This is a genomic window from Paracoccus alcaliphilus (assembly GCF_028553725.1).
GTDB classification, from domain to species: Bacteria; Pseudomonadota; Alphaproteobacteria; order Rhodobacterales; family Rhodobacteraceae; genus Paracoccus; species Paracoccus alcaliphilus.
The window spans coordinates 168856-194629 of record NZ_CP067124.1; the positions used below are offsets into that span (position 1 = coordinate 168856).

29 protein-coding genes are annotated in these 25774 nt (G+C 65.5%); 18 read left to right on the top strand and 11 right to left on the bottom strand.

The window, feature by feature from the left end; genetic code table 11:
* Window positions 1-18: 18 nt before the first annotated feature.
* Window positions 19-957 carry a hydrogen peroxide-inducible genes activator gene (locus JHW40_RS00840; protein WP_090616143.1) on the bottom strand — a complete coding sequence of 313 codons (939 nt, stop codon included), beginning with the start codon at window positions 955-957 and terminating at the stop codon, window positions 19-21.
* A gap of 123 nt (window positions 958-1080) precedes the next feature.
* Between JHW40_RS00840 and mbhE the strand changes: the two genes are divergently transcribed.
* From mbhE to JHW40_RS00885, 9 genes are all read left to right on the top strand, one after another.
* Window positions 1081-3327 (top strand): hydrogen gas-evolving membrane-bound hydrogenase subunit E, encoded by a 2247-nt coding sequence (gene mbhE / locus JHW40_RS00845; protein ID WP_170851923.1) that lies wholly within the window; start codon window positions 1081-1083, stop codon window positions 3325-3327.
* The gene (locus tag JHW40_RS00850) at window positions 3324-3725 is read left to right on the top strand and encodes an MnhB domain-containing protein (RefSeq protein ID WP_090616150.1); all 402 of its coding nucleotides are present in this window, start codon (window positions 3324-3326) and stop codon (window positions 3723-3725) included. The genes mbhE and JHW40_RS00850 overlap by 4 nt, the downstream gene beginning before the upstream one ends.
* Entirely contained in the window at window positions 3725-4087 is a 363-nt protein-coding gene (locus JHW40_RS00855) for a Na+/H+ antiporter subunit C (protein ID WP_090616154.1), read from the top strand. Before JHW40_RS00850 ends, JHW40_RS00855 begins: the two co-directional genes overlap by 1 nt.
* Window positions 4084-5583: a Na+/H+ antiporter subunit D gene (locus JHW40_RS00860; RefSeq protein WP_090616157.1), complete on the top strand. Its 1500-nt coding sequence runs from the start codon at window positions 4084-4086 to the stop codon at window positions 5581-5583. Before JHW40_RS00855 ends, JHW40_RS00860 begins: the two co-directional genes overlap by 4 nt.
* Window positions 5580-6062 (top strand): Na+/H+ antiporter subunit E, encoded by a 483-nt coding sequence (locus JHW40_RS00865; RefSeq protein ID WP_211657391.1) that lies wholly within the window; start codon window positions 5580-5582, stop codon window positions 6060-6062. Before JHW40_RS00860 ends, JHW40_RS00865 begins: the two co-directional genes overlap by 4 nt.
* Window positions 6062-6358 carry an MrpF/PhaF family protein gene (locus tag JHW40_RS00870; protein WP_170851924.1) on the top strand — a complete coding sequence of 99 codons (297 nt, stop codon included), beginning with the start codon at window positions 6062-6064 and terminating at the stop codon, window positions 6356-6358. Before JHW40_RS00865 ends, JHW40_RS00870 begins: the two co-directional genes overlap by 1 nt.
* Entirely contained in the window at window positions 6351-6641 is a 291-nt protein-coding gene (mnhG, locus tag JHW40_RS00875; RefSeq protein ID WP_090616161.1) for a monovalent cation/H(+) antiporter subunit G, read from the top strand. Before JHW40_RS00870 ends, mnhG begins: the two co-directional genes overlap by 8 nt.
* A gap of 370 nt (window positions 6642-7011) precedes the next feature.
* On the top strand, window positions 7012-7506 hold the full coding sequence (locus JHW40_RS00880) for a L,D-transpeptidase family protein (RefSeq protein ID WP_090616271.1): 495 nt from the start codon (window positions 7012-7014) through the stop codon (window positions 7504-7506).
* A 151-nt stretch (window positions 7507-7657) separates the two neighbouring features.
* A complete protein-coding gene (locus JHW40_RS00885; RefSeq protein ID WP_090616164.1) occupies window positions 7658-7939 on the top strand; it encodes a hypothetical protein in 282 nt (93 codons plus the stop codon).
* 49 nt (window positions 7940-7988) lie between these two features.
* On the opposite strand, the gene JHW40_RS00890 is transcribed toward JHW40_RS00885, so the two are convergent.
* Window positions 7989-8351, bottom strand: coding sequence for a DCC1-like thiol-disulfide oxidoreductase family protein (locus tag JHW40_RS00890; RefSeq protein WP_090616167.1), 363 nt, complete (start codon window positions 8349-8351; stop codon window positions 7989-7991).
* An 83-nt stretch (window positions 8352-8434) separates the two neighbouring features.
* Between JHW40_RS00890 and JHW40_RS00895 the strand changes: the two genes are divergently transcribed.
* A complete protein-coding gene (locus JHW40_RS00895) occupies window positions 8435-9784 on the top strand; it encodes an HTTM domain-containing protein (protein WP_170851925.1) in 1350 nt (449 codons plus the stop codon).
* Between the two features lie 49 nt (window positions 9785-9833).
* Here JHW40_RS00895 and JHW40_RS00900 read toward each other — a convergent pair whose 3' ends face one another.
* From JHW40_RS00900 to JHW40_RS00920, 5 genes are all read right to left on the bottom strand, one after another.
* On the bottom strand, window positions 9834-10034 hold the full coding sequence (locus JHW40_RS00900; protein WP_090616172.1) for a CsbD family protein: 201 nt from the start codon (window positions 10032-10034) through the stop codon (window positions 9834-9836).
* Between the two features lie 76 nt (window positions 10035-10110).
* On the bottom strand, window positions 10111-11058 hold the full coding sequence (locus JHW40_RS00905; RefSeq protein ID WP_090616176.1) for a 2-hydroxyacid dehydrogenase: 948 nt from the start codon (window positions 11056-11058) through the stop codon (window positions 10111-10113).
* Complete coding sequence (locus JHW40_RS00910; RefSeq protein ID WP_090616180.1) at window positions 11058-11390, bottom strand: tRNA-binding protein; 333 nt, start codon at window positions 11388-11390, stop codon at window positions 11058-11060. The genes JHW40_RS00905 and JHW40_RS00910 overlap by 1 nt, the downstream gene beginning before the upstream one ends.
* Window positions 11387-12202: a pyrroline-5-carboxylate reductase gene (gene proC, locus JHW40_RS00915; RefSeq protein WP_090616183.1), complete on the bottom strand. Its 816-nt coding sequence runs from the start codon at window positions 12200-12202 to the stop codon at window positions 11387-11389. Before proC ends, JHW40_RS00910 begins: the two co-directional genes overlap by 4 nt.
* 48 nt (window positions 12203-12250) lie before the next feature.
* Window positions 12251-12754, bottom strand: coding sequence for a type III secretion system chaperone family protein (locus JHW40_RS00920; RefSeq protein ID WP_090616187.1), 504 nt, complete (start codon window positions 12752-12754; stop codon window positions 12251-12253).
* A 185-nt stretch (window positions 12755-12939) separates the two neighbouring features.
* On the opposite strand from JHW40_RS00920, the gene cobD reads away from it, so the two are divergent.
* The 4 genes from cobD to JHW40_RS00940 all read left to right on the top strand — a co-directional run bounded on the left by cobD (window position 12940) and on the right by JHW40_RS00940 (window position 16036).
* The gene (cobD, locus tag JHW40_RS00925; protein WP_090616190.1) at window positions 12940-13920 is read left to right on the top strand and encodes a threonine-phosphate decarboxylase CobD; all 981 of its coding nucleotides are present in this window, start codon (window positions 12940-12942) and stop codon (window positions 13918-13920) included.
* 133 nt (window positions 13921-14053) lie between these two features.
* Window positions 14054-14512 carry a hypothetical protein gene (locus tag JHW40_RS00930; RefSeq protein WP_090616193.1) on the top strand — a complete coding sequence of 153 codons (459 nt, stop codon included), beginning with the start codon at window positions 14054-14056 and terminating at the stop codon, window positions 14510-14512.
* A 67-nt stretch (window positions 14513-14579) separates the two neighbouring features.
* A complete protein-coding gene (gene ppk2 / locus JHW40_RS00935; protein WP_090616197.1) occupies window positions 14580-15485 on the top strand; it encodes a polyphosphate kinase 2 in 906 nt (301 codons plus the stop codon).
* Between the two features lie 89 nt (window positions 15486-15574).
* Window positions 15575-16036, top strand: coding sequence for a tellurite resistance TerB family protein (locus tag JHW40_RS00940; protein WP_090616200.1), 462 nt, complete (start codon window positions 15575-15577; stop codon window positions 16034-16036).
* Between the two features lie 9 nt (window positions 16037-16045).
* On the opposite strand, the gene JHW40_RS00945 is transcribed toward JHW40_RS00940, so the two are convergent.
* Genes JHW40_RS00945 through JHW40_RS00955 form a run of 3 tightly spaced genes read right to left on the bottom strand, consistent with a single transcriptional unit; the run spans window position 16046 to window position 19400 of the window.
* On the bottom strand, window positions 16046-17353 hold the full coding sequence (locus JHW40_RS00945; RefSeq protein ID WP_090616205.1) for an NAD(P)/FAD-dependent oxidoreductase: 1308 nt from the start codon (window positions 17351-17353) through the stop codon (window positions 16046-16048).
* A complete protein-coding gene (locus JHW40_RS00950; protein WP_090616209.1) occupies window positions 17350-18705 on the bottom strand; it encodes a glutamine synthetase family protein in 1356 nt (451 codons plus the stop codon). The genes JHW40_RS00945 and JHW40_RS00950 overlap by 4 nt, the downstream gene beginning before the upstream one ends.
* Window positions 18702-19400 (bottom strand): type 1 glutamine amidotransferase, encoded by a 699-nt coding sequence (locus tag JHW40_RS00955; protein WP_090616213.1) that lies wholly within the window; start codon window positions 19398-19400, stop codon window positions 18702-18704. The genes JHW40_RS00950 and JHW40_RS00955 overlap by 4 nt, the downstream gene beginning before the upstream one ends.
* Before the next feature lie 141 nt (window positions 19401-19541).
* Here JHW40_RS00955 and JHW40_RS00960 point away from each other — a divergent pair, with 141 nt between their 5' ends.
* Window positions 19542-20669 carry an aminotransferase class V-fold PLP-dependent enzyme gene (locus tag JHW40_RS00960; protein WP_090616217.1) on the top strand — a complete coding sequence of 376 codons (1128 nt, stop codon included), beginning with the start codon at window positions 19542-19544 and terminating at the stop codon, window positions 20667-20669.
* Between the two features lie 48 nt (window positions 20670-20717).
* On the opposite strand, the gene pheT is transcribed toward JHW40_RS00960, so the two are convergent.
* The gene (pheT, locus tag JHW40_RS00965; protein WP_090616275.1) at window positions 20718-23105 is read right to left on the bottom strand and encodes a phenylalanine--tRNA ligase subunit beta; all 2388 of its coding nucleotides are present in this window, start codon (window positions 23103-23105) and stop codon (window positions 20718-20720) included.
* A gap of 237 nt (window positions 23106-23342) precedes the next feature.
* Here pheT and JHW40_RS00970 point away from each other — a divergent pair, with 237 nt between their 5' ends.
* The 3 genes from JHW40_RS00970 (at window position 23343) to fabA (ending at window position 25769) form a co-directional block, all read left to right on the top strand.
* The gene (locus JHW40_RS00970; protein WP_090616220.1) at window positions 23343-24605 is read left to right on the top strand and encodes a PPC domain-containing protein; all 1263 of its coding nucleotides are present in this window, start codon (window positions 23343-23345) and stop codon (window positions 24603-24605) included.
* Window positions 24606-24725: 120 nt separating this feature from the next.
* A complete protein-coding gene (locus JHW40_RS00975) occupies window positions 24726-25052 on the top strand; it encodes a TM2 domain-containing protein (protein WP_244519314.1) in 327 nt (108 codons plus the stop codon).
* Between the two features lie 207 nt (window positions 25053-25259).
* On the top strand, window positions 25260-25769 hold the full coding sequence (gene fabA / locus JHW40_RS00980) for a bifunctional 3-hydroxydecanoyl-ACP dehydratase/trans-2-decenoyl-ACP isomerase (RefSeq protein WP_090616224.1): 510 nt from the start codon (window positions 25260-25262) through the stop codon (window positions 25767-25769).
* Window positions 25770-25774 lie beyond the last annotated feature (5 nt).

Consider the following 25774-nt stretch of genomic DNA (forward strand, 5'->3'; position numbering starts at 1 on the left):
CCTTCACCAGCCAGCCCCTCACCGGGCTGGCTGGCCGGGTCCGGTCGCGTCGCCCACACCCCACGGCCTCAGGCTTTCGCGCAGGCTGGCCGCGATGGCGCCATAGGTCTGTTCGCGCGGCGCATTCCGTCTCCAGACCAGCGAGATATGCCGGACCGGCGCACGCGACGACATCGGGCGGGCCACGACCAGTTGTTCGCGCATGACCTCGGAACGGATATAGAGCGACGGCAGCAACGAGATGCCCATGCCCGTGGCGACCATCTGGCGCAGGGTGTCCAGCGTCGCGCCCTCGTAATCGCGGGCGTGGATGGCGCCCACATCGTTGCACAGGTGCATGATCTGGTCATGCAGGCGATGGCCGCATTCCATCGTCAGGATGGTCTGCCCCGCCAGATCATGCGGGGCGATGTGATCCTGCCGGGCAAGGGGGTGATCGGCGGGCAGCACGACCTGAAGCGGCTCGACCAGCAGGCGGTGACATTCCAGATCCTTCCGCTCGACCCCGTCGGGCAACAGGATCACGTCCTGGGCACCGTCGCGCAATTGCCGCACCAGCATGTCGCTGCGCTCTTCGCGGACCCAGATGCGCATGTTCGGGAACCTGTCGCGCAGCGCGGGCATCGCGACCGACAGGACATAGGCGCCCACGGTCTGCACCACCCCGATCTGAAGCATCGCCTGCGGGGCGTCGGGATCGTTGCGGTGGGATATCTCGCGGATATCCTCCAGATCGGCGATGATGGCGCGGGCGCGGCGGGCAACCTCGTGGCCGATCGGCGTCAGGATGACCCGCGCCCGCGTCCGTTCGACCAGCCGCGCATCCAGTTTCCGTTCCAGTTCCTTCAGCTGCATGCTCAGCGTGGGTTGCGCCACCCGGCAGGCCTCGGCGGCGCGGCTGAAGTTCAGCGTGTCGGCGATGGCCGCAAGATATCGCAACTGCTGGAAGGTCGGCATGAAAGGATCTTATAGGCACAAACTATAACCGACAAGATGATTTTCTATTTCTGTTTCATGTCGCAGAATTGTAACCAAGGGGCAGCCGCCCATCCGCGGCTGGGGGCAGGGGCAGGAAAACGGATGAATTCTGACAGTTCGGAACTGTCCCCGGGGCGTCTCTGGGGATATGCTGCGGCCTTGACCGCACTGGTGATGACCGGCGTCTTCGCGCTGTATATCCCCGCAGTCCAGAATGGTGAGACCTTCCTGTTCGGCCTGAACTGGGCCCCGTCGCTGGGAATTTCGCTTGGTTTCCTGATCGACGGGCTGTCGCTGGTCTTTGCGCTGCTGATCTGCGGGATCGGTGCGCTGATTTTCCTCTATGCGACCGGCTATATGGGCGATCACCCGCAATTCGGCAGGTTCGTGCTGTTCCTGTTCGCCTTCATGCTGTCGATGCTGGGCGTCGTGCTGGCGCGCGATCTGATCACGCTGTTCGTATTCTGGGAACTGACCTCGGTCACCTCTTACCTGCTGATCGGCTTCAACCACGAGAACGAGCAGGCGCGGCGCAATGCCTTGCAGGCGATGCTGGTGACAGGGGCCGGAGGGCTGGCGCTGCTGGCCGGGTTCGTCCTGATCGGCACGGCAACCGGGGGCTATGATCTGGCGCAGATCCTGTCCGGTCAGGGATTGCAGGATCACGCGCTGTATCTGCCGATCCTGATCCTGATCCTGCTGGGGGCATTCACCAAATCGGCGCAGTTCCCGTTCCATTTCTGGCTGCCCAACGCCATGGCCGCGCCGACGCCGGTATCGGCCTATCTGCATTCGGCGACGATGGTGAAGGCCGGGGTCTATCTGCTGGCGCGGATGCATCCGGTGCTGGGCGACACGACGGCATGGGCGGCGTCGCTGACGGCGGCGGGGCTGGTGACGGCGGTGCTGGGCGCGGTGCTGGCGCTGCGCCAGACCGATCTGAAACAGGCGCTGGCCTATACAACGCTGATGGCGCTTGGCACGATCACGCTGTGTCTGGCGGGAGGCACGCCCTATGCGCTGACGGCGGCGGTGGGCTTTCTGATCGTTCATTCGCTCTACAAGGCGGCGCTGTTCATGGTCGTGGGCGCCATCGACCACGCCACCGGCACCCGCGATGTCGCGCATCTGGGCGGGCTGCGCCATGCGATGCCGCTGACCGCGCTGGCCGCCGCGCTGGCCGGGGCCTCGATGGCCGGGCTGCCGCCGATGATCGGCTGGATCGGCAAGGAACTGCTTTATGCCGGCTCGGCCACGCTGTCGCCCCCGGCGCTGGTCACATTGGGGGTGCTGATCGCCAATGCGCTGATGTTCGCGGTGGCGGGTATCGTGGCATGGCGGCCGTTCTGGGGCAGCCGCGTGACACCGCCGCACAGCCCGCATGAGGCGCCGTGGCAGATGCTGTCCGGGCCGCTGCTGTTGGGCGCGCTGGGGCTGGTCTTTGGCCTTGGCGCGGGGCTGGTGCAGCCGATGGTCGGCGCCACGGTGACCGGCAGTCTGGCGCAACCGCGCGCCGCCGCGATGCATCTGTGGGAGGGCGTGAACCTGCCCCTGCTGCTGAGCCTGACGACCTTTGCGCTGGGATGCGTGCTTTACCTGACCCGGGACCGCGGGCGGGCAGAGATCGGCGCGGCGCTGGCGCGCTTGCCGGGCTTCGATCCGGGCTGGGATCGCTTTCTGGACTGGTTCCGCGCCTTTGCCGGATGGCAGGCGCGTCTGATCCAGACCGGCAGGCTGGTGCAATATCTGACGGCGACCTTTGCGGTGCTGGCGGTGACGCTGGGGGCGACGCTGATCCTGAAACGGCCGCTGGTGGCGCTGAACCTGTCGGCCCCGCCGCTGGTCTGGCTGATCGGGGCCTTTACCGTGGCCGGGGCGGTTCTGACCCTGAACCCGCATTCCCGGATCGCCAATATCGCCGGGATCGGCACGGTGGGTATCGGCGTGGCGCTGATCCTGATCTTTTTCGGCGCGCCCGATGTGGCGACGACGCAGCTGATGGTCGAAACCCTGTCGGCGGTTCTGTTCGGCATCGCCATGCTGCGCCTGCCCGGCATCGTCGAGCGGCGCAGCGGTTCCCAGCGCCTGCGCCATGCGGTGCTGGCCGGAGGTGTCGGGCTGTGCATGACGCTGATCGTGCTGGCGATCACCTCGCACCCGCTGGACCGCCATATCACCACCTATTTCGAGGAAGGCTCTTATACGCTGGCGCATGGGCGTAACATCGTGAACGTGATTCTGGTCGATTTCAGGGCCTTCGACACCTTCGGCGAACTGACGGTGGTGCTGCTGGCCTCGATCGGGGCCTATGCGGTGCTGAAACGTCGCGGCAGGAGGTTTCGCAGATGAAATCCCTTATCCTGACCACCGGCGCGCGGCTGCTGATCGGCCTGTTTCTGGTCTTTTCGCTTTATGTGCTGCTGCGCGGCCATAACGCGCCGGGCGGCGGCTTCATCGGCGGGCTGATCGCGGCCTGCGGTTTTGCCATCCATGCCTTCGCCAGCGGCGTGGCCGAGGCCCGGCGGGCCCTGCGCGTCGATCCGCGCACCATCGGCGTGCTGGGGCTGGTCTGCGCGCTGATCTCGGGACTGATGGCATGGCCGCTGGGGGCCGCCCCCTTCGCTGGTCTCTGGGCCGAGGTCGCGGGCTATGCACTCTCCAGCGTGCTGCTGTTCGATATCGGCGTTTATCTGGCCGTGGTGGGCGGCATCCTGACCCTGATCTTTGCGCTGGAGGAGACGCTCTGATGGAAACCGTCCTTGCGCTTCTGACCGGCATCCTGACCGCCTGCGCGGTCTGGCTGATGCTGTCGGGCAACCTTCTGCGCTTTCTGTTCGGCCTGCTGCTGCTGTCGAACGCAATCAATCTGGCCATCTTCGCCGCCGGGCGCCTGACGGTGGGCGCACCGCCCCTGCTGGGCGAGGGTGGCGCCCTGCCCGCCCATCAGATGGCCAATTCGCTGCCGCAGGCGCTGCTGCTGACCGCCATCGTCATCGGCTTTGGCCTGTTCGCCTTCGCGCTTGGCCTGACGATCCGCGCCTATCGCGCCTTCGGCCATCTGGAGGTGGACCGCATGAGACTGGCCGAGCCGGAAGAGGCGAAGAAATGAACTGGATCCTTGCGCTTCCGATCCTCGTGCCCTTCGTGGCCGCGGCCCTGGCGTTCTTTGCCAAAAACAGGCGGGGTTCGGGCTGGATCTCGGTGATCGGGGCCGCGATCTCGGTCGTGCTGGCGATCCGGCTGCTGATCGCGGTGATGGAACACGGCGTCATCGCCACGCAGATGAGCGCATGGATCGCCCCCTTCGGCATCACGCTGGCGGCGGATTACCTGTCTGCCGCGATGGTGCTGATCACCGCCATCATCAGCCTTGCCGTCGCGGTCTGGGCCATGGCCGAGGTCGGCCAGATCTCGGCCCGCATGGGCTGGCACGGGCTGTTCCAGACGCTGATCGGCGGCGTCACCGGCGCCTTCCTGACCGGCGACATCTTCAACCTCTATGTCTGGTTCGAGGTCCTGCTGATCTCGTCCTTCGGCTTGCTGGTGATCGGCGGGCAGCGACGGGCCATCGACGGCGCGGTGAAATATGTGACGCTGAACCTGATCTCGACGGTGCTGTTTCTCGGGGCTGCGGGGTTGCTCTATGGTGCGACCGGAACGCTGAACATGGCCGATCTGCGGGCGGCGGTGGCGGCCCATCCCGATCAGGGGCTGATGACGGTCATCGCAATGATGTTCATGATCGGTTTTGGCCTGAAGGCGGGGGTGTTTCCGTTGTTCTTCTGGCTGCCCGCATCCTATCATACGCCGCATTACGCGGTGTCGGCGGTCTTTGCGGGGCTGCTGACCAAGGTGGGGGTCTATGCGCTGATGCGGGTCTTCACGCTGATCTTCGTCGGCGATCAGGGCTATACCCACGAAATCCTGCTGTGGGTCGCCTGCCTGACCATGCTGACCGGCGTTCTGGGCGCGGCGGCGCAAAGCGATTTCCGCAAGATCCTGTCGTTCCACATCGTCAGCCAGATCGGCTATATGGTGCTGGGGCTGGCGCTGATGACGCCGCTGGCGGTGATGGGGGGCGTCTTCTACATCATCCACCATATCATCGTGAAGGCGAACCTGTTCCTGATCGCGGGCATTTCGCGCCGGTTGACGGGCAGCTCGGACCTTTACGCCATCGGCGGGCTGTACCGCTCGGCGCCGCTGATGGGGATCCTGTTCCTGATCCCGGCCTTCTCGCTGGCCGGGTTTCCGCCGCTGTCGGGCTTCTGGGCGAAATATGTGCTGGTCAAGGCCTCGCTGGATCTGGGGCAATGGCTGGCAGCGGGGGTGGCGCTGCTGACCGGGTTGCTGACGATCTTTTCGATGACCAAGATCTGGGCCGAGGTCTTCTGGAAGGCCCACCCCGAAGGGTACCAGCCCCGGTTGTCGCAGATCCCGCCGCGCGCGCGCCTGCTGCTGCTGTCGCCGGTGGCCGCGCTGGCTTTGATGACGGTGCTGATCGGCCTGTTCCCTCAGCCTTTCGTGGATTTCGCCACCATCGGGGCCGAGCAGTTGCTTGACCCCTCGGATTATGTCGCCACCGTTCTGGAGGTCGCCCAATGACCTTTCTTGCGATGAACATCCTGCTGGCCATCGGCTGGTGCGCGCTGTGGGGCAGTTTCACGCTGATCGACCTGCTGGGCGGTTTCGTCTTCGGCTTTGCCGGGCTGTGGTTCGCGCGTCGTCTGGTGGGCCGCGACGAGGATCAGCGGTATTTCCGCGCCCTGCCGCAGGCCATCGTGCTGCTGGTCTATTTCCTGAAAGAGCTGGTCAAATCCTGCCTGCTGGTCGCCCGCGACTGTATCGCGCGTCGCCCGCAGCTGCATCCCGCCATCGTGCGGATGCCGATAGACCACAAAAGCGATCTGGAAATCTTCCTGCTGGCCAATCTGATCACGCTGACGCCGGGCACGCTGACGCTGGACGTGGCGCCCGACAAAAGCTTTCTTGTGATCCATTCGATCTATGCCGCGGACCCCGATGCGCTGGTCGCCGACCTGAAATCCGGCATGGAGCATCGCGTGAGGGAGGTCTTTCGCTGATGAGCCCCACAACCTTCATGAATTCATGCCTGACCATCGGCCTTGTGCTGATCGCGCTGGCCATCGCGGTCGGTTTCGTCCGGCTGTGGCGCGGGCCGACGCTGTCGGATCGGGTCGTGGCGCTGGACATGATGACGGCGGCGATCATCGCCTTTTGCGGGCTGTTCGCCGTTCGCGCGCAGATCGAGGCCTATCTGGATATCGCCGTGGCGCTGGCGCTGGTCAGTTTCGTCTCGGTCGTGTCGCTGGCACGCTATGCCGAACGTCTTGCCCGCAGGAGCGACAGCGATGATTGAGGTAATCACCGGCATTCTGGCCCTGCTGGCCGGGGGCTTCGCGCTGGTCGCGGCGGTGGGCGTGCTGCGCTTTCCCGACGTGCTGACCCGGATGCACGCCTCCTCCAAGGTCGCCTCTTTCGCCGGGGCGCTGGCGCTGCTGGCTGCGGCGGTCGATATCGGCCATGTCAGCGCGGTGACACGGGCGATCTTCGCGATCCTGTTCATCTTCCTGACCGCCCCCATCGGCGCGCACCTGCTGGGCCGCGCCGCCGCATGGCGCAGCGGACTGGGCCGGAAATGACAAGCGGTGCGTTGTCCCTGTTGATCTGGCTGGACAGCAATATGATGTGGTTGGCGCTCAAATTCCGGGGCAATGACCTCGCCTCGGTCGACGCCCCTGGACAGGCCCTGTCACAAGCGGCCTGACCGCCGCCAATCTTCGAAATCGAACCGGGCATCCCCGCGATGTCCGGTTTTTTCATGGCTGATCTCCGGGCTGAAAAAAGCGGCGATCTTCATCCGTGATTAATCACCTGCCGGTAACATGCCGGGGCAGGAAAAAATGAAATCACGGTCATCATGCGATCACATTGACGGGAATAACCGGCCCTTCGTCTCGTTCTGAATGAAGGAAACACAACCCCCGCAGCCGCTTCATCATGGAGAGAAAGATGCGTGCCATCTTTGTCCTTTGCATCATGCTGGCCATGGCCATCCCGGACCGGCCGGCAAGCGCCAATGTCAACGCCCGAAACCCCGAGATCACCCAGCTTTTGCTGGATAAATCGTCCCGCACGCTGTATCTGCTGAATGGCAAGCGGGCGGTGCGTCAATACCGCGTCGATCTGGGATCGAACCCCAGCGGGCATAAACAGTTCCAGGGCGACGGCAGAACGCCCGAGGGGCTTTATTACATCACCCACCGCAATCCCAATTCGAATTTCCACCTGTCGCTGGGAATATCCTATCCGAATGCGCGCGACCGCGAAATCGCCCGCCGTCTGGGCCGCAATCCGGGTGGGGACATCTTCATCCACGGGCGCGGCGCAAGGATCAGCAACCCTCCGCCCGACTGGACGCGCGGCTGTGCCGCCGTCACCGATACCGAGATGGCCGAGATCTTCAATCTGGTCCGCCCCGGCACGCCGATCTTCATCAAGCCCTGACCGGTTCCACCCATGCCACCTGTCGCCCCGCATCCCGCGGGGCGTTTTCATGCCACCTTACGGCCGAATTTCGCGACATCGGGAATAAAACCGCGGCTGAGACGTATTCCTCACGCGGCCGGGCAGACCCGCCGCAAGATTGGAGACCGCTATGAACCAGCTCAAAGCCCTGACGCTTGTCGCCCTGACGGCCACCGCCATTTCGCCCGGTGCCGCGATGGCCCATGATGATCCCTTCGACCGCTTCCTGCGCAGCATCATCCACGGCAACGGCGTCTTTAACGAACCCCGCCGCGATGGTCGTGTCTGGCGCAATGATGACGAAGATGACGATGGCCGCCGCAAGTCGCGCCACGGCATCTATCGCGGCTATCACGACGACGATGATGATGACGGCCGCCGTCGCGGGCGCCATGACGACGATGACGACTAGGTTGCGACCGGGGCCGGGGCCCGCCGCCTTGCGCGGGCTTCGCGCCGCCTCAGCCGATCGGGCGGCGGCCCAGCAGCCGCAAGGTCAGCGCCCGCCCCGCCCGCAGCACCGGATAGAGCGCCGCCGCCCGCCGTGGCGACCGCATCAGCCGCGCCAAAGGCCCCGGCGCATCTGTCAGGGCCGAGAGGAACCGCACCGCATCCGCCCCGTGATAAAGCCGGTCGCCATGACGCACCACCATGCCCACATCCAGATCGACGCCCCGGCGCTTCAGCGCCTCGACCCGAGGATCGGCTTCGCGCGCGTCGATCAGCTCGACCCGGCCGACGGCCTTGCGCAGCCGCAGCATCCGCGTATAGGCGCTGCAGAACGGGCATTGCCCGTCATAGAAAATCTCCAGTCCAGCCGCCATCTGCTTCCCCTTCCGCGCGGTGTCGTGCGGAATGAACGTCCCGGTGGCATCGTAATTCCATGAAGCCCGCAAAGACCAGTGCCATGCCCACACTTCGCCATCAGCTCTCATCGCCCGTCAGCGCCCAGTCTCTGGCGCTGTTCCGGATCGCCTTCGGGGCGCTGATGCTGTGGGACTGCTGGCGTTTCATCAAATACGAGCGGGTCTGGCGTTACTGGATCCAGCCCGATTTCCATTTCTCCTATCCCGGTTTCAGCTGGGTCGAGCCGCTGCCGCAGCCATGGTTGCAGATCGCATGGCTGGGCGTGGGGCTGGCGGCGGCGCTGGTCATGCTGGGGTTGTTCTATCGCGTGGCGATCATCGCGCTGACGGTGCTGTTCGGTTATTTCTTCCTGCTGGATGCGGCGGAATATCTGAACCACTTCTATCTGGTGCTGCTTTACGCGGCCCTGCTGTGCTGTCTGCCTGCGGCCCGCGTCTGGTCGCTGGATGCGTGGCTGCGCCCGCGCGATCCGCATGTGCCTGCCGCCGCCGTCGCGATCCTGCGCATCCAGACCGAGATCGTGCTGATCTATGCCGGGCTGGTCAAGCTGACGCCGGACTGGCTGCGGGGGGAACCGCTGGGGCTGTGGCTGCGCGACCGGGTCGAGGGGTTCTGGATCGCGCCGCTGCTTGAGCCCGACTGGGTGATGGTCGCCGCCGCATGGGGGGTGATCGCGCTGCATGTCGTGGGCGCGCCGCTGCTGATGTGGCACCGCACCCGGCTGGCGGTTTTCCTGATCTATTGCGTCTTTCACTGCGCGAATGCGTGGTTCTTCAATATCGGCATCTTCCCGTGGCTGACCATCGCCGCCACGACGATCTTTTTCGCGCCCGACTGGCCCTCGGCCCTGTTCGGGCGCGCGGCCCCCACCAGCCCCCCCGCCGCGCCGCTGCTGCCGCGTGCCGCCCTGCTGGCGATGGCGGTCTGGATCACGGTGCAGATCTTTTTGCCGGTCCGTGGCGCGCTGTTCGATTCCGAAACCCGCTGGAGCGGCGACGGCCATCGCTTCTCATGGCGGATGCGCATCTATGACCGCGAGGCGGAGGGGGTCTTCATCGTCACCGACCACCGCAGCGGCCAGTTCTGGGAGGTTGACCCCGAAGAGTTCCTGTCGCGCAGGCAGGCGGGCACGATGCTGACCCGCGCCGATCTGATCCATCAATTCGCCAATCATCTGGCCCGGATCTGGCGCGAACGCGGACATGAGGTCGCCGTCTATGCCGAGATCTGCAAATCCCTGAACGGGCGGCCCTGCCAGTACTACATCGCGCCGGGCACCGATCTGACGCAGGTGCGCATCAACCTCTTCGGTGCCGACCCCTGGGTCCTGCCGCTGGAGGAACCCGCATGGGGCGCCGCCGACAACCGCCGCCTTTACGGCGGGACGTGAAAAAAGGGCGCCCCGGGGGCGCCCTTTCATCGTCAGTCAATGCGGAAAATCAGCCGCGATCCTTGAAATAATCATTGATCTCGGTCTCGGCCTGATCCTTGGTCCAGCCGTATTTCTCTTGCAGCTTGCCGGCCAGCTTGTCCTTGTTGCCCTCGATCTGGTCGAGTTCATCATCGGTCAGCTCGCCCCATTTTTCCTTGACCGAGCCCTTCAGCTGCTTCCACTTACCTTGAATGATATCCCAGTTCATGTCGTCTCCTTAGGTCGGATCGATTATACAGACCCAACAACGGCTGACCTGCCCCGGTTCCATGCAGCATCAAATGTTAAGCTACCCGGTCAGGCAACTCCTGCCCGTCGCGGAAGGCGATCAGATTGCCAAGCGCGCGCAGCGCCATCTCGGTGCGGACCTGTTCGGTGGCGGTGCCCAGATGCGGCAGCAGCGTCGCATTGGGCAGACCGATCAGCGCCTGCGGGACCTCGGGTTCGCGCTCATAGACATCCAGCCCGGCAGCCTTGATACGCCCTGCGGCCAAGGCCTCGATCAGCGCGGCCTCGTCCACCACATCGCCGCGGGCGATATTGACCAGAATGCCGTCAGGCCCCAGCGCGTCCAGCTCTGCCGCACCGATCAGATGGCGCGTCCCGGCCCCGCCCGGCACCGCGATGACGGCGAAATCGGCGGCGGCCAGCGTCTCGGCCAGTCCCGGCATCTGCCGCGCCGGAAAATCCAGATCGGTCACGGTCGAGCGGTTGTGGAACACCACCTCCATGCCAAAGCCGAAATGACAGCGCCGGGCGATGGCCTTGCCGATGCGCCCCATGCCGATGATGCCGACGACAGCCCCGGTGACATGCGTGCCCAGCATCTGCGTCGGCTTCCAGCCGGTCCATTCCCCGGCGCGCAGCATCCGCTCGCCCTCGGTCGCGCGCCGCGCCACCATCAGGATCAGTGTCAGCGCGATATCGGCGGTGGCGTCGGTCACCACATCGGGGGTGTTGGTCACCGCCACGCCAGCGGCCCGCGCGGCCTCGATGTCGATATGGTTGAAGCCGGCGCCGAAATTCGCCAGCATCCGGCAGCGCGACCCGTCCTGAAACGCCCCGGCGGAAAACTGATCGCCAAGGGTCGGCATGATCGCATCGTAATCGGCCATCGCCTGCCGCGCCTCGGCCTCGGTCAGCGGATCGCCCTGATGGAAAACGGCTTCGAACCCGGCCGAGATCTCTTCCATCGCCTGCGCCGTCATCGGGCGCGTCACCAGCAGTTTCATCAAAACAACCTTCCTCCATTCGGCACGGTCTGGTCGGGCGAGATCAGCACCACCTCGCCCTCGGCATCGGGCACGCCCAGCACCAGAACCTCGGATCTGACCGGGCCGATCTGGCGCGGCGGAAAGTTCACCACGCAAAGAACCTGCCTGCCGATCAGCGCCTCGGGCGCGTAATGCCGGGTGATCTGGGCCGAGGATTTCTTCTCGCCCAGCTCGCCCACATCCAGCCACAGCCGGAAGGCGGGCTTGCGCGCCTCGGGGAACGGCTCGGCCCGGGTGATGGTCGCCACGCGGATATCGACCTTCAGGAAATCGTCGAAACCGATGGTCATTTCCCGCCCCTTCCCAGTTCACGCCCGCGTTCGGTGGCCGCCGCGACCGTGCGCGCCATCAGCGGCGGCAGCCCGGTTTCCGGGTCCATCAGCACCTTCAGCCCCGCCGCCGTGGTCCCGCCGGGAGAGGTCACGTTTTCGCGCAGCACGCCCGGATCCTCGTCGTCCTCGATGGCCAGCGCCCCTGCGCCCGCCACGGTCATCCGTGCCAGTTCCAGCGACAGCGCGGGCGGCAGACCCTGCGCCTCGCCCGCCTTCGCCATCGCCTCGATCAGGTGAAAGACATAGGCGGGACCGCTGCCCGACAGGCCGGTCACCGCATCCATCTGATCCTCATGGTCCAGCCGCACCACGCGGCCAACCGCCCGCATCAGCGTCTCGGCCAGATCCAGATGCGCCTCGGTCGCCGCCCCGTTGCCGATCATGGCCGAGATCCCCTGCCCGATCGCCGCAGGCGTGTTCGGCATCACCCGGACGATGGCGGCACCGGGAAAGGCGTCCTCGAATGTCGCGATGGTGGTGCCCGCCGCGACCGAGATCACCAGCGTCTCACCCAGCCGGGGCATTCCCCCCAGCGCATCGGCCATCATCTGCGGCTTGACCGCCAGCACCAGAACCGCCGGATCGTCGGGCAGGGGCGCGTTCAGCCGCAACCCCCGGCCCTTCCAGCCATCGGCAATCTTCGGATCGATCACCGTGGCCGAACCCGGCTCCAGCCCGCGCGCCAGCCAGCCGGTCAGCATCGCGCCGCCCATCCGGCCGCAACCGACCAGCACCAGACCGCGCGCATTGATATCGTCGAAATCGCCCATCCGCTCCCCCGTTGTCAGCCGGGGACGATGCATTGGCAAACCATCCCCTCAGGCCCGTCCGTAGGCCTCGCCCAAAGCGATGTCCAGCGCGGCGGCGGGGGCGGTATTGCCCCAGCCGACCAGCTGGAACGAGGGATAGAACCGCTCGCACGCGATCAGCGCATTGCGGATCATCTGGTCGATCTGTTCGGGCAGGGCGACGGCATCGCCCGCCAGAACCAGACCATAGCGCCACACCATCAGCCGCTGCTGCGCCCAATAGGTGAAGCCGCCGTCCCAGACCTGATCATTGGCCAGGTTCAGCGTCTCATAGATCAGCGCCAGCCGGTCGGCGGGCGGGTCCATGTCGAATGTGCAGATCAGCCGCAGCACCTCTTCCGCCGGCGACCAGGCCAGTGTCAGCGAATAGCTGCGCCACTGGCCCTCGACCACCATCGCGATCTGATCCTCCGCCAGCCGGTCGAAATCCCATTCGTGATGCACCGCCACCGTCTCGACGATGTCGATGGGGTGGATGTCGTCGCTGTGGATGTAGTGATCGGTCTGCGGCATGCCTGCCTCCTGCCTCTCTCTGTCCCGGCGGTTCATTCGCCGCTATCCTTGGTGACCGACGCTAAAACCGGCATAGCCACCCTTCTGCTCATACCATATATCGTGGTCCGGATCAGGGGCGCTGTAAAGCGAATTTTCGTTAACATGACCCCGGTCGGGCAAATGATCTGTGGAGAACTCGGGCAATGGCGCGCGATCACGGTGGAAATATCGACCAGGCAGTCGCCCGATTCGGCGCCGGCGACTGGATCGACCTCTCGACGGGAATCAACCGCCGCCCATGGCCCGTGGGCCAGCTGCCCGATCACGTCTGGCGCAGCCTGCCGACACAGGCCGCCCAGAACCGCCTGATCCGGGTGGCCAGCGACTGGCTTGGCTGCGACCCGGGCCGGCTGCTGCCCGTTGCCGGAGCCTCGGCCGCGATCCAGCTGATCCCCCGCCTCCTCGCCCCCGGTCGCGCCTGCGTCATCGCCCCCAGCTATAACGAACACGCCGCCAGCCTGCGCGCGGCGGGCTGGCAGGTCGATGAACGCGCCGATCTTCACGACATGGAGGGCGCCGATCTGGCGGTCGTCGTCAACCCCAACAACCCCGATGGCCGCGAATGGCCGCCCCACAGGCTGCGCGCGCTGGCCCGGACCGTCGGCCACCTGATCATCGACGAAAGCTTCGCCGACCCGCGCCCCGATCTGTCACTGGCCACCGACCCCGCCGACAACATGCTGATCCTGCGCAGCTTCGGCAAGTTCTGGGGACTGGCGGGCCTGCGCCTCGGCTTCACCATCGCCCATCCCGACATGCTGACCCGCCTGTCCGAAGCCGCCGGCCCCTGGCCGGTCAACGGCCCGGCACTCGACATCGCCACCACGGCCATGGCCGACCGCGACTGGGCCGACGACACCATCGTTTATCACGCCGAGGCCGGACTGCACCTCGACCGCCTCGCCCTTGCCGCGGGCTGGACCCCGGCAGGCGGAACCCATCTCTTCCGCCTCTATGCCACCCCGGGCGCCCACAACGCGCAGACCCAACTGGCCCGGGCCCATATCTGGACGCGCCGCTTCCCCTATTCCACCTCATGGCTTCGCCTCGGCATCCCCGGCACCCGCAGCGAATGGGACCACCTGACCGCAGCCCTGCGCACCCCCGCCCCTCGCACTCCTTGAAAATACCTCGGGGTGAATTGGCCGCAGGCCAAGAGGGGCAGCGCCCCTCCCCCTCCACCGGAACCCCCGGCGCCATTGCCTTCCCGCCACAATCCGGCACAATCACCCCCAGCGATCACCCGGAACCACCGCCATGCGCGCCATCCTGCCCCTTCTGCTGCTTCTGCCCACCGCGCCGCTGGCCAATGCGCCGCTGATCATCCTCGACCAAAGCCAGCTGCCCTTCGATCTGGGGCCGGGCCATCCGGCGAACAACCCGGCCAGAATCTCGAACTCGCCCAATGCCGCCGCCAATTCCGCCGGCAATACCGCCAATGCGGGCTCGACATGGAACAACCGCCCCTCGAACCCGGCGAATGAGAACCGGCTGATCATCACCGCCGATGGCGGGGTGCTGGGCTATTACGCGCCCAGCCAGACCGGGGTGCTGAACCTGTTCGACGTGAATGGCCGCCGCATCGCCTATCGCCCGGCCAGCGGAACGCGCAGCCTGTTTGCCACCGATGGCAGCTGGTGCGGCACCGTCGATGGCGGGCGCACGGATTTCGTGCTGGCCGTCACCCCCGGCTGCGCGGCGAAATTCCGGCGCTGACGGCTTTTCGCCGCAAATCCGTTACACTCGCCCCTTACACCCACGCTGACACGACCCGGAGCAGGTGATGAATCAGGAACCCAAGGACTGGCTGGAAGCCGAATTGCAGGACACGCTGGACGAGGATGTCGAGATCGAGCTTGAGGACGCGATCCTCTCGACCGAAATCAAGCGCATCTATCGCCAGATGCATCCCGATCAGCTGGATCGGAAACTGTATTTTCAGGAACTTCTGCGCCTGCAATCCGAACTGATCCGGTTGCAGGACTGGGTCAGCTATACCAAGGAAAAAGTCGTCGTCCTGTTCGAGGGCCGCGATTCCGCCGGCAAGGGCGGCGTGATCAAGCGCATCACCCAGCGGCTCAACCCGCGCGTGGTGCGCACCGTCGCCCTGCCCGCGCCCTCGGACCGCGAAAAGACCCAATGGTATTTCCAGCGCTATGTCCCCCACCTGCCCGCTGGCGGTGAGATCGTGCTGTTCGACCGCAGCTGGTACAACCGCGCCGGGGTCGAGCGGGTGATGGGCTTTGCGTCCGAGGATCAAGTTCATCAGTTCTTCGACGACGTGCCGGAATTCGAGCGGATGCTGGTGCGCTCGGGCATCCGGCTGGTGAAATACTGGTTCTCGATCACCGACGAGGAACAGCAGATGCGCTTTATGGTGCGCATCCACGACCCGTTGAAACAGTGGAAACTGTCGCCCATGGACCTGCAAAGCCGGGTCCGGTGGGAGGCCTATACCAAGGCCAAGGAGGAAATGTTCGAACGCACGAACATCCCCGAGGCGCCGTGGTATATCGTTCCGGGCAATGACAAGAAACGCGCAAGGCTGAACTGCATGAACCACCTGCTCAGCATGATCCCCTATACCGACGTGCCGCATGTCGAGGTCAGCCTGCCCGACCGCGTGTTCAATCCCGATTACGAACGCGAGGTCCTGCCACGAGAGCTTTATGTGCCGCAGAAATACTGACGCGGGCCGATTTCGCGATCCTGCGCAAAACCCTGCCCGGATCGCGTAAGCCCACTTGTCGCCATGATTAATCGGCCTATGATCGGGTTATGTTCCGCAACCTGCTCTCTCGTCTTTTCGCCGATGAACCCGGGCCCGCGCCACTGGCCGGGCAGGATGCCGAAGTTGCGATTGCCGCGCTTCTGGTGCGGGTGGCGCGTGCCGATGACCACTATCACCAGTCCGAACAGCAGCGCATCGACCGGATTCTGGCGCGACGCCGGGGGCTGGACATGGCGCAGGCCGCCGAACGCCGCGCCGCCGCCGAGATGATCGAGGCCGAGGCCCCCGATACAGTGCGCTTTACCCGCATGATCAAGGACCGGATCGCGCTGGAGGATCGCAGCGGCGTCATCGCCGCCATGTGGGAGGTCGCCTATGCCGACGACCACCGCAGCCAGGACGAGGAAACGCTGATCCGGCTGGTCTCGGGCCTGCTGGGCGTGCCTGATCGCGATTCCGCCCTGATGCGCCAGCGGGTGCGGGGCGCGATGGATCAGAACAACCTCTGATCCCGGATTTCAGAACCCAAGCCGGTCACGCAGCCCATACCACGCCATTCCCGCCACCAGCAGCGGCTGGCGCAGCATCGCGCCTCCGGGAAAGCGTCGCGTCGGCACCGCCGCCATTGCGTCGAAACCCTCGGCCTGCCCGGCCACGGCCCCGGCCATCAGCCGCCCGGCCAGCGTCGCCAGCGCCACGCCGTGACCGGAAAAGCCGCTGGCCGACAGGCAATTCGGCGCGGGTCGCCCGAAACAGGGCATCCGGTTCATGGTAATGGCCAGCGTCCCGCCCCAGGCATGGGTCAGCCGCACGTCCCGCAATTGCGGATAGACCGACAGCAGATGCGGGCGCACCACGCCCTCGATGTCGCGCGGGAAACGATAGGTGATCGTTTCGCCGCCGCCAAAGATCAGCCGCCGGTCGGGGTCCATCCGCCAGTAATTCACCACGAATTTCGTATCGGCCACGGCAATGTTGCCCGGCAGGATCTCGGGCGCGCGATCCCCCAGCGGTTCCGTCGCGACGATATAGTTGTTGATCGGCATGACCCGCGCCGCGACATGGCCGTCCAGATCGCCCAGATAGCCATTCGCCGCCAGAATCACATGATCGGCGATGACATGGCCCTGCGCGCAATGGACGGAGCTTTTGCCACCCGCCCGCCCGTGATCGATCCGCAGAACCTCGCTCATCTCATGGATGCGCGCGCCTGCGGCCTGCGCCAGACGCGCCAGCCCGCAGGCAAGGTCCAGCGGTTGCAGATGGCCCGCGCCGTGATCCAGATCGCCACCCGCATAGGCCGCGCTGCCAAGCGCCGTGGCCATCCCGTCGCGGTCCAGTGGCTCGATCCGGTCGTAATCGTAATGCCGCGCCAGATGATCGGCCATGACGCGGGCATGTTCGACCTCGGCCTTGCTGCGGCAGGCATGGGCCACCCCGGCATTGACCGGCACGCCCGCCTCATCCGCCAGCGCGCGGACCAGCGCCTTGGCATCCTCGGCCAGATCCCACAGGCGCCGCGCGGCATCGCGGCCCAGCTGCGCCTCCAGCCAGTCCACATCCTGCCGCTGACCCGAACCAAGCTGACCACCATTGCGACCCGAGGCGCCGAAGCCCACGCGATGCGCCTCGACCAGCGCCACCTGAAAGCCCTGCCGCGCCAGATGCAGCGCCGCCGACAAGCCGGTATAGCCCGCGCCAATCACCGCGACATCGGCCCGCACCTCTCCCCGCAGGGGCGGAAACGGGTCCAGCAGCCGCCCGGTTTCGGCATAGAGGCTGGGCGGATATTGCCCCGGCTGGTCGTTGATATGCAGCAGGCTCATACGTTCAGCAGCAGATGTTCCCGCTCCCACGGGCTGATGACCTGAAGGAACTCTTTGTATTCATTACGCTTGACGGCCTCATAGACGGCCACGAACTCATCGCCCAGAACGCCGCGCACCGGCGCGCTGTCAACCATCAGATCCAGCGCGTCGCCCAGATTATAGGGCAGCTCGTCCTCGGACATATAGGCGTCGCCAAGACATTCGGCGCGGGGGTTCTCGCCCTCGATCAGCCCCAGATAACCGCAGGCGAGGCTGGCGGCGATGCCCAGATAGGGGTTGCAGTCCATGCCCGCCAGCCGGTTCTCGACCCGCCGCGCCTCGGGGTCCGAGATCGGCACGCGCAGCCCGGTGGTGCGGTTGTCACGCCCCCATTCCAGATTGATCGGCGCCGCGAAATCAGGGACATAGCGGCGATAGCTGTTCACATAAGGCGCCAGCAGCGCGATCACGGCAGGCAGGTGTTTCTGCATGCCCGCGATGAAGTGCAGGAAGGCCGGGGTTTCGCGCCCCTTGGTATCGGAGAAGATATTGCGCCCGGTCGCCATGTCGATGACCGAATGGTGCATGTGCATGGCGCTGCCGGGTTCGCCCTCGATCGGCTTGGCCATGAAGGTCGCGAAACAGTCATGGCGCAGCGCCGCCTCGCGGATCAGGCGCTTGAAATAGAAGATCTCATCGGCCAGCGCGACCGGATCGCCGTGATTGAGGTTGATCTCGACCTGACCGGCGCCGCCCTCTTGCAGGATGCCGTCGATCTCGAACCCCTGAGCCTCGGCGAAATCATAGATGTCGTCGATCACCTTGCCGTATTCGTCCACCGCCGACATGGAATAGGCTTGTTTGGCCGCCGCCCGCCTGCCGGTGCGGCCCATCGGCGGGATGATCGGCTGGTTCGGGTCGATATTGCGGGCGACCAGAAAGAACTCCATCTCGGGCGCGACGACCGGCTTCCAGCCCTTGTCCCGATATAGCTGCATCACCTGTTTCAGCACGTTGCGCGGCGCGATGGGCACCGGGTTGCCCTGCTGATCGGTCACGTCATGGATCACCTGCATGGTCCAGTCCGCCGTCCAGGGCGCGGCCGAGGCGGTGGTGAAATCCGGCGTCAGGATCATGTCGGGTTCGGTGAACGCGCCCGAAGGGTTGTCGGCCCATTCCCCGGTGATCGTCTGCAGGAAGATCGAGTTCGGCAGATAGAACTTGTCCTGCCGCACGAATTTCGAGGCCGGCATCGCCTTGCCCCGTGCCACCCCGGCGATATCGGCGACGATGCATTCGACCTCGTCCAGCCGCCGCCCGGCCATATAGTCGCGTGCGGCCTGCGGGATGTCATCGCTCCACTGGCTCATGCGGCACCTGTTGCGCGGTTGCGCGGCTGGCGGAAGAAGGCTTCGATCCGGTCGGCCATAAGGCCCGCATCCGTGCCCCCGCCCATCCGGCCCGACGCGCGCTGCAAAAGATCTTCGGGCACGACACCCTTGCCGCGGGTGTCCATCAGCCCCTGAATGAAGGCATCCTCGAATTCAGGATGCGCCTGCACGGTAAAGGCCCGGTCGCCATAGACCAGCGCCGCATGTTCGCAAAACCCGTTGCGGCCCACGACCTGCGCATCCTCGGGCGGGGTCGCGACCTGATCCTGATGCCAAGCGTTCAGCCGCACCGGCTGGCCGTCGAAATCGTAATCCTGCATCCCCACGGCCCAGCCATCGGGATGCTTGACGACCTTGCCGCCCAGTGCCTGCGCGATCACCTGATGGCCGAAACAGATGCCGACCAGCGGCACCCCGGCGCCATAGGCGCGGCGGATGAAATCCTCCAGCGGCGGAATGAAATCGTGATCCTCATAGGCGCCGTGGCGCGATCCGGTCAGCAGCCAGCCCTCGGCCTGATCGACGGCATCGGGAAATTCCATCGCCTCGACATGCCAGATGTGGAAATCAAGTCCGCGACCGGCCAGCAGCCGCATGAACATATCCGGATAGTCGCCCAATTCGTCCTTCAACTGCGCGGGCGACTGGCCGCATTGAAGAATGCCGATACGCATCGAAAACCTGTGATGTTGCTTTGCGCCCCAACCTAGTCACGGCTGCGGCTCCGCCGCAAGGGGTTGCCCCCTTTTGCGGTCTGGCGAAGTCCCGCACCGCGCGCTAGCCTGCGCGACAAAACCCATGGACCAGAGGTTGTCATGCCCGGATTGCGCCCCGATATCGATCCCGACGGATTGCAGGAATTTTCGGTCGTCTTTACCGATCGTTCGCTGAACCACATGTCGCAGAAGTTCCAGCAGGTCATGCGCGACCTGTCCGCCACCCTGCGCGAAGTCTATGGCGCCCATCAGGTCGCCGTGGTGCCCGGCGGCGGCAGCTATGCGATGGAATCGGTGGCGCGGCAATTCGCGCGGGGCAATCACGCGCTGGTCGTGCGCAACGGCTGGTTCAGCTTCCGCTGGAGCCAGATCCTGGAGACCGGCAAGTTGCCATCCGAAACCACCGTGGTCATGGCCCGGCCCTCGGGCAATGAACCGCAAGCCCCCTTCGCGCCGCCCCCCATCGACGAGGTGGTCGCCCGCATCCGCGAAAACCGCCCCGATGTGGTCTTTGCGCCGCATGTCGAAACCGCCGCCGGGCTGATCCTGCCGGACGATTACATCAAGGCGCTGTCTGACGCCGCGCATGAGGTCGGCGCGCTGATGGTGCTGGATTGCATCGCCTCGGGCGCGATCTGGGTCGATATGCGGGCGCTTGGCGTCGATGTGCTGATCTCGGCCCCGCAAAAGGGCTGGTCGGCCTCGCCCTCGGCCGGGCTGGTGATGCTGTCCGAACGCGCCGCCACGCGGCTGGAAGACACCGAAAGCGACAGCTTCGCACTGGACCTGAAGAAATGGCGCGCGATCACGCAGGCCTATGAGGACGGCGGCCACGCCTATCATGCGACCATGCCGACCGACGCGCTGACCGGGTTGCGCGACGCGATGGAGGAAACCCGCAAGGTGGGTTTCGAGGCCGCGCGGGATGCGCAATGGCAGCTGGGCAACGCGGTGCGGGCGCTGCTGGCGGAAAAGGGCGTGCGCCCGGTGGCCGCCGAAGGTTTTGGCGCCCCCGGCGTGGTCGTGTCCTATACCAACGATCCCGATATCAAGAGCGGCAAGAAGTTTCTGGCCGAGGGTCTGCAAATCGCCGCCGGCGTGCCGCTGGGGGTGAACGAGGGGGCCGATTTCTCGACCTTCCGCATCGGGCTGTTCGGGCTGGACAAGCTGAAGGACGTGGACGCCACCATCGAGCGCCTGAAACCCGCCATCGACAAGCTGCTGTAAAGAAAACGAAAACCGGCGGCCTATTCAGGGCCGCCGGTCACGCACGGATCAGCTGCGCAGCGTGCCGCCCGTCGCCTTCTGCACCTTGTCGATGATTTTCCGGCTGACGGCCTCGATATCGGCGTCGGTCAGGGTCTTGTCACGCGGTTGCAGCCGGGCGGTGATGGCGATGGACTTGCGGCCATCCTCCAGCCCGGTGAACTGGTCGAACACCGTCACCCGCTCGATCAGGGCCTTGTCGGCACCGGCGGCGGCATTGACCAGCGCCAGCGCCTCGACCTGCGCATCCACGACAAAGGCGAAATCGCGCTCAACCGCTTGCAGGTCCGAAATCTGCAAGGCCGGGCGCGAGGCTCCGCTGGCCTTGGGGAAGGGCACATTGGCGATACGGACGGTGAACGCCACCGCCGGACCCTTCACATCCATCGCCTTGAGAATGCGCGGATGGATTTCGCCAAAACTGGCCAGCACATTCGGCCCCAGCGCGATATTGCCCGCCCGGCCCGGATGCCACCAGCCGTCCAGCTTGCGGTTGATCTGCCCCCGCGCGGGCGCGCCGATCGAGGCCAGGATCGCCTCGGCATCGGCCTTGGCATCATACAGATCCACCCGGCGCCGTTCCCCGAACGGATCGCGCGGCCCGCTGTGACCGACCAGCAGCCCGGTGACCCGCACGGTCTGCTCGCCCGGCTCTCCGCCCGCAAAGACCGGGCCAAGCTCGAACAGCGCCAGATCGGCGAAGCCGCGCGCCTGGTTGCGGGCAGCGGCGGCCAGCAGGCCGGGCAGCAGGTCGGGCCGCAGATGGGTCATCTCGCTGCTGATCGGGTTTTCGACGCGCACGGCATCGCTTCCGCCGCCGAACAGTTCGGCCACGCCATGTTCGATGAAACTGTAGGTCACGCATTCATTGTAACCCAATGCCGCAGCCGCCCGCCGCGCGGCGCGTTCGCGCATCTGCAAGGGCGTCAGGATCGGTTTCGGCACACCCGCCTGCGGACGCGGCAGCGGCTGGCCCTCCAGCCCGGTCAGGCTGGCGATGCGGGCGATTTCCTCGACCAGATCGGCCTCGCCCAGCACGTCGGGCCGCCAAGAGGGCACATGCGCCATGTCGCCCTCCATCCGGAAACCAAGGGCCTCCAGCGTGGCGCGTTGCGTGGCCTCGGGGATGTCCAGCCCGACAAGGCTGGCGGTGCGCGCCGGATCCAGCCGGTAGGCGCGGGCGGTATCGGGCACCGCACCGGCCACGACCATATGCGACGGCTCTCCCCCGCACAGATCGAGGATCATCTGCGTGGCCAGATCCAGCCCCGGCAGGGTGAAGGCCGGGTCGATGCCGCGTTCAAAGCGATAGCGCGCATCCGAGTTGATCTTCAGCGCCCGGCCCGTCGCCGCAATCGTGATCGGATCCCAATAGGCGCTTTCGACAAAGACATCCGTGGTCGTCTCGTCACAGCCCGACTCTTCGCCGCCCATGATGCCCGCGATGCTTTCCGGTCCGCGCTGATCGGCGATGACCATCGTGCCTTCGGGCAGCGCATAAGTCTTGCCGTCCAGCGCAAGGATCTCTTCGCCCGCAGCCGCTGGCCGGATGCGCAGATCGCCCTGCACTTTGGCCATGTCGAACACATGCAGGGGCCGGTTCAGGTCATAGGTGAACAGGTTGGTGATATCGACCAACGTATTGATCGGGCGCAGGCCGATGGCGCGCAGCCGCTTTTGCAGCCAGTCCGGGCTGGGGCCATTGCTGACCCCGCGCAGCACGCGGCCGGCAAAGACCGGTGCCTTCGCCGCAAGGCTGTCGTCGATCGAAACATTGACCGGGCTGTCGAAACGCCCCTCGATCACGGCCCGTTTGATCGGGATCAGTTCGCCCAGACCCCGCGCGGCCAGATCGCGGGCGATGCCATGCACCCCCAGCGCGTCGGGCCGGTTCGGCGTGATCTTGATATGGATCATCGGATCGACCTTTTCCGGCGCGTTCGCCGCCAGCCAGTCGATGAATTTCTGCCCGACCTCACCCGAGGGCAGTTCGATGATGCCGTCATGTTCGTCCGACAGTTCCAGCTCGCGCTCGGACGCCATCATGCCGTGGCTCTCGATGCCGCGGATCTTGCCGACACCCAGCGTCACGTCGATGCCGGGAACGTAATCGCCGGGCTTGGCCAGAACCACGGTGATCCCCTCGCGGGCATTGGGCGCGCCGCAGACGATCTGCTTTTCGCCCTCATCCGTCAGCACCCGGCAGACGCGCAGCCGGTCGGCATCGGGATGCTGTTCGGCATGCAGCACCTTCGCCAGCGTAAAGCTGCCCAGCCGCGCCGCCGGATCGACGACCTCTTCGACTTCCAGACCAAGATCGGTCAGCACCTCGGTGATCTGATCGAGGGGCGCTTCGGTCTTCAGATGCTCTTTGAGCCAGGACAGGGTGAACTTCATGACGTCGCTTTCCACTGCGTTGCCAGCCGGGGCAGGCCGGCGGGATCTTGTGCATGCCTTGAACCGGGCCAGCGCGCCGGGGTCAAGCCGGAACGGCAGATTTCCGCGCCCCTGACCTGAACCAACGGGCAGTTTTTTCCAGATTGCCGAGATCGGGGCGCAGTGCCACATTCGCGCGGGTATTCATGCGCCGACCGCAAGACCACCCGGCGCAAGGCCCATTTACAGGAATGAATTATGATCCTTCGCAATCCATCGCGGCTGACCTGTCTGGCCGCAGCAGCCCTGACCGGGCTTGGCGCCCCTGCCCTTGCGCAAGACGCCGAACAGCCGCTGTGCGGCGGGGTTCAGGCCGCATTCATCGGCGCGGATGGCGCATCCTCGGATGTCTCGGATGCCGATGATCCGCTGCTGACCAGCCTGCGGGCGGCGGAAGGGAACGATGCGCTGATCGCCTTTCGCGTCGGCGCCGACAGCGAATCCCTGCGGATAGAGGCGCAATCGGGCGGCGATCCGGCGCTGGAACTGCTGACCGCCGATGGCGATCTGATCGCGGAAAACGACGACACGCCCGAATCGCTGAATTCGCGGATCGAGACCAATCTGGGCCGGGGCAATTACTGCGTGCGACTGATCTCGGTCGGCGGCGGGGATATCGCGGCCACGGTGCAGATCGGGCGTCAGGACCAGCCGCGCCTGCTGAACGAGACCGGACGGACGGGCCAGATCAACGCCTGCGACGCGCAGACTGCGACTGTGCCCTTTGGCGGCGAAGCGCTGGATGCCGCGCTGGCGGATGGCGCGGTCAGTATCGGTCAGCCGGGAACCGATACGGGCTATTACCGTTTCGCGCTGTCGGCGGCGGCGCCGGTGACGTTTCGCGCCGCCAGCCCCACGCTGGACCCGCATGTGCGGCTGTTCGATCAGGGTGGCAACCTGATCGCGGAAAACGACGATGCCGACGGCACCGATTCGCGGCTGGACTTCCCCTCGACCCTTGCGCCCGGCAGCTATTGCCTTGGCGTCGCGGCGCTGTCGCCCGCCGAGGGAGAGATCACCGTATCCGCCGAAACACTGGACCGCGATGCGTTCTTGCAGGCCGCCTATCGGCGTGGAGAGATCCCGCCGCCCGCGGACAGCGGGTATCCGGTGCAGGAACTGGACCTGATCGGCACCCGCGACATGGTGGTGTTGCAGGACGGCAGCGCGCAATGGTTCCGCTTCTCGGTCGAGGCCCCCAGCGTGGTGATCGTCGATGCCTATGGTGCGCTGGTGGGGGGCGATCCGAAACTGGTGCTGTTCGGCGCAGGCGGTCAGGTCGTGGCGGAAAACGACGATTACGAGGGCGGGCTGGATGCGAAACTTGGCCCGGTGCTGCTGGAGCCCGGCAGCTATCGCATGGCGCTGACCGATGTCGGGCGACAGAACCAGACAGGCGCGCCGATGCGTCCGGTCGGGCTGGTCTTCGACCTGTTCCAGCGCGTGCCAAAGCCCGAATAACCACTGGCGGCGGGCCACGCCATCCGGCTGCCCGCCCTGCCCCTTCCGCCATGGAACCCTTGTCTGAAAGCGCGCATTTCCTATCTTTCACGCAAGACACACCCCACGGAGGACGACCGATTGCCCACGGATATCCAGACCCAGCTGCTGATCGAGCAACGTGTCACCAATGAGGCGAAATCGCCGCTGGTGGCCTATCTTCTGGCGATCGTGCTGTGGGGATTTGGCGCGCATCGGATGTATCTGGGGCGCTGGCTCAGCGGGCTTGTCATGCTGTTGCTGTGGGGGTTCGGCTGGCTGACGGCGGCAATCCTGATCGGCTGGGTGCCGATCGCGGTGGTCTGCGTCTGGGCCTTCATCGACCTGTTCCTGATCCCCGGCATGATCCAGCAGGACAAGGACGACATCCGCCGCCGCATCGCCAGCGAACTGGGCCTTTACGGCTGATCCGCCAATCAGTGGTCATTGGCCGCCCAAGGACCGGACTGCCTGTCCATGACGACCCTTTGCCTGCCGGGGCCGATGCGGTTCGGTGACAAGTGTGGCTTGCTTGCACTTGCACGCAGTTGACCCCGAATGATAGACGGAACGTCAATTTGAACCCGGACACGGTATCGGCACCGCGCCGCACCGGCAGGAAAAAGGCAAGACCGCATGGCGATGACCCACACCAGCTTTGACCGCGACGACCTTCTGGCCTGTGCGCGCGGAGAGCTGTTCGGCCCCGGCAATGCGCAACTGCCCGAACCGCCGATGCTGATGATGGATCGCATCACCGATATTTCCGAGGATCGCGGCGAACATGGCAAGGGTCATGTCGTCGCCGAATTCGACATCAATCCCGACCTGTGGTTCTTTCCCTGCCATTTCCCCGGCAACCCGATCATGCCGGGTTGCCTTGGCCTTGACGGGCTGTGGCAGCTGACCGGCTTCAATCTGGGCTGGCGCGGCTGGCAGGGTCGCGGCTATGCTTTGGGCGTGGGCGAGGTCAAGCTGACCGGCATGGTCCGTCCCGACCGCAAGCTGCTGCGTTACTACGTCGATTTCACCAAGGCGGTGCAGACCCGCCGGCTGACCATGGGGGTGGCGGATGGCCGCGTCGAAGCGGATGGCGAAACCATCTATCTGGTCAAGGACATGAAGGTCGCATTGTCGGCCAGCTGAGCAAC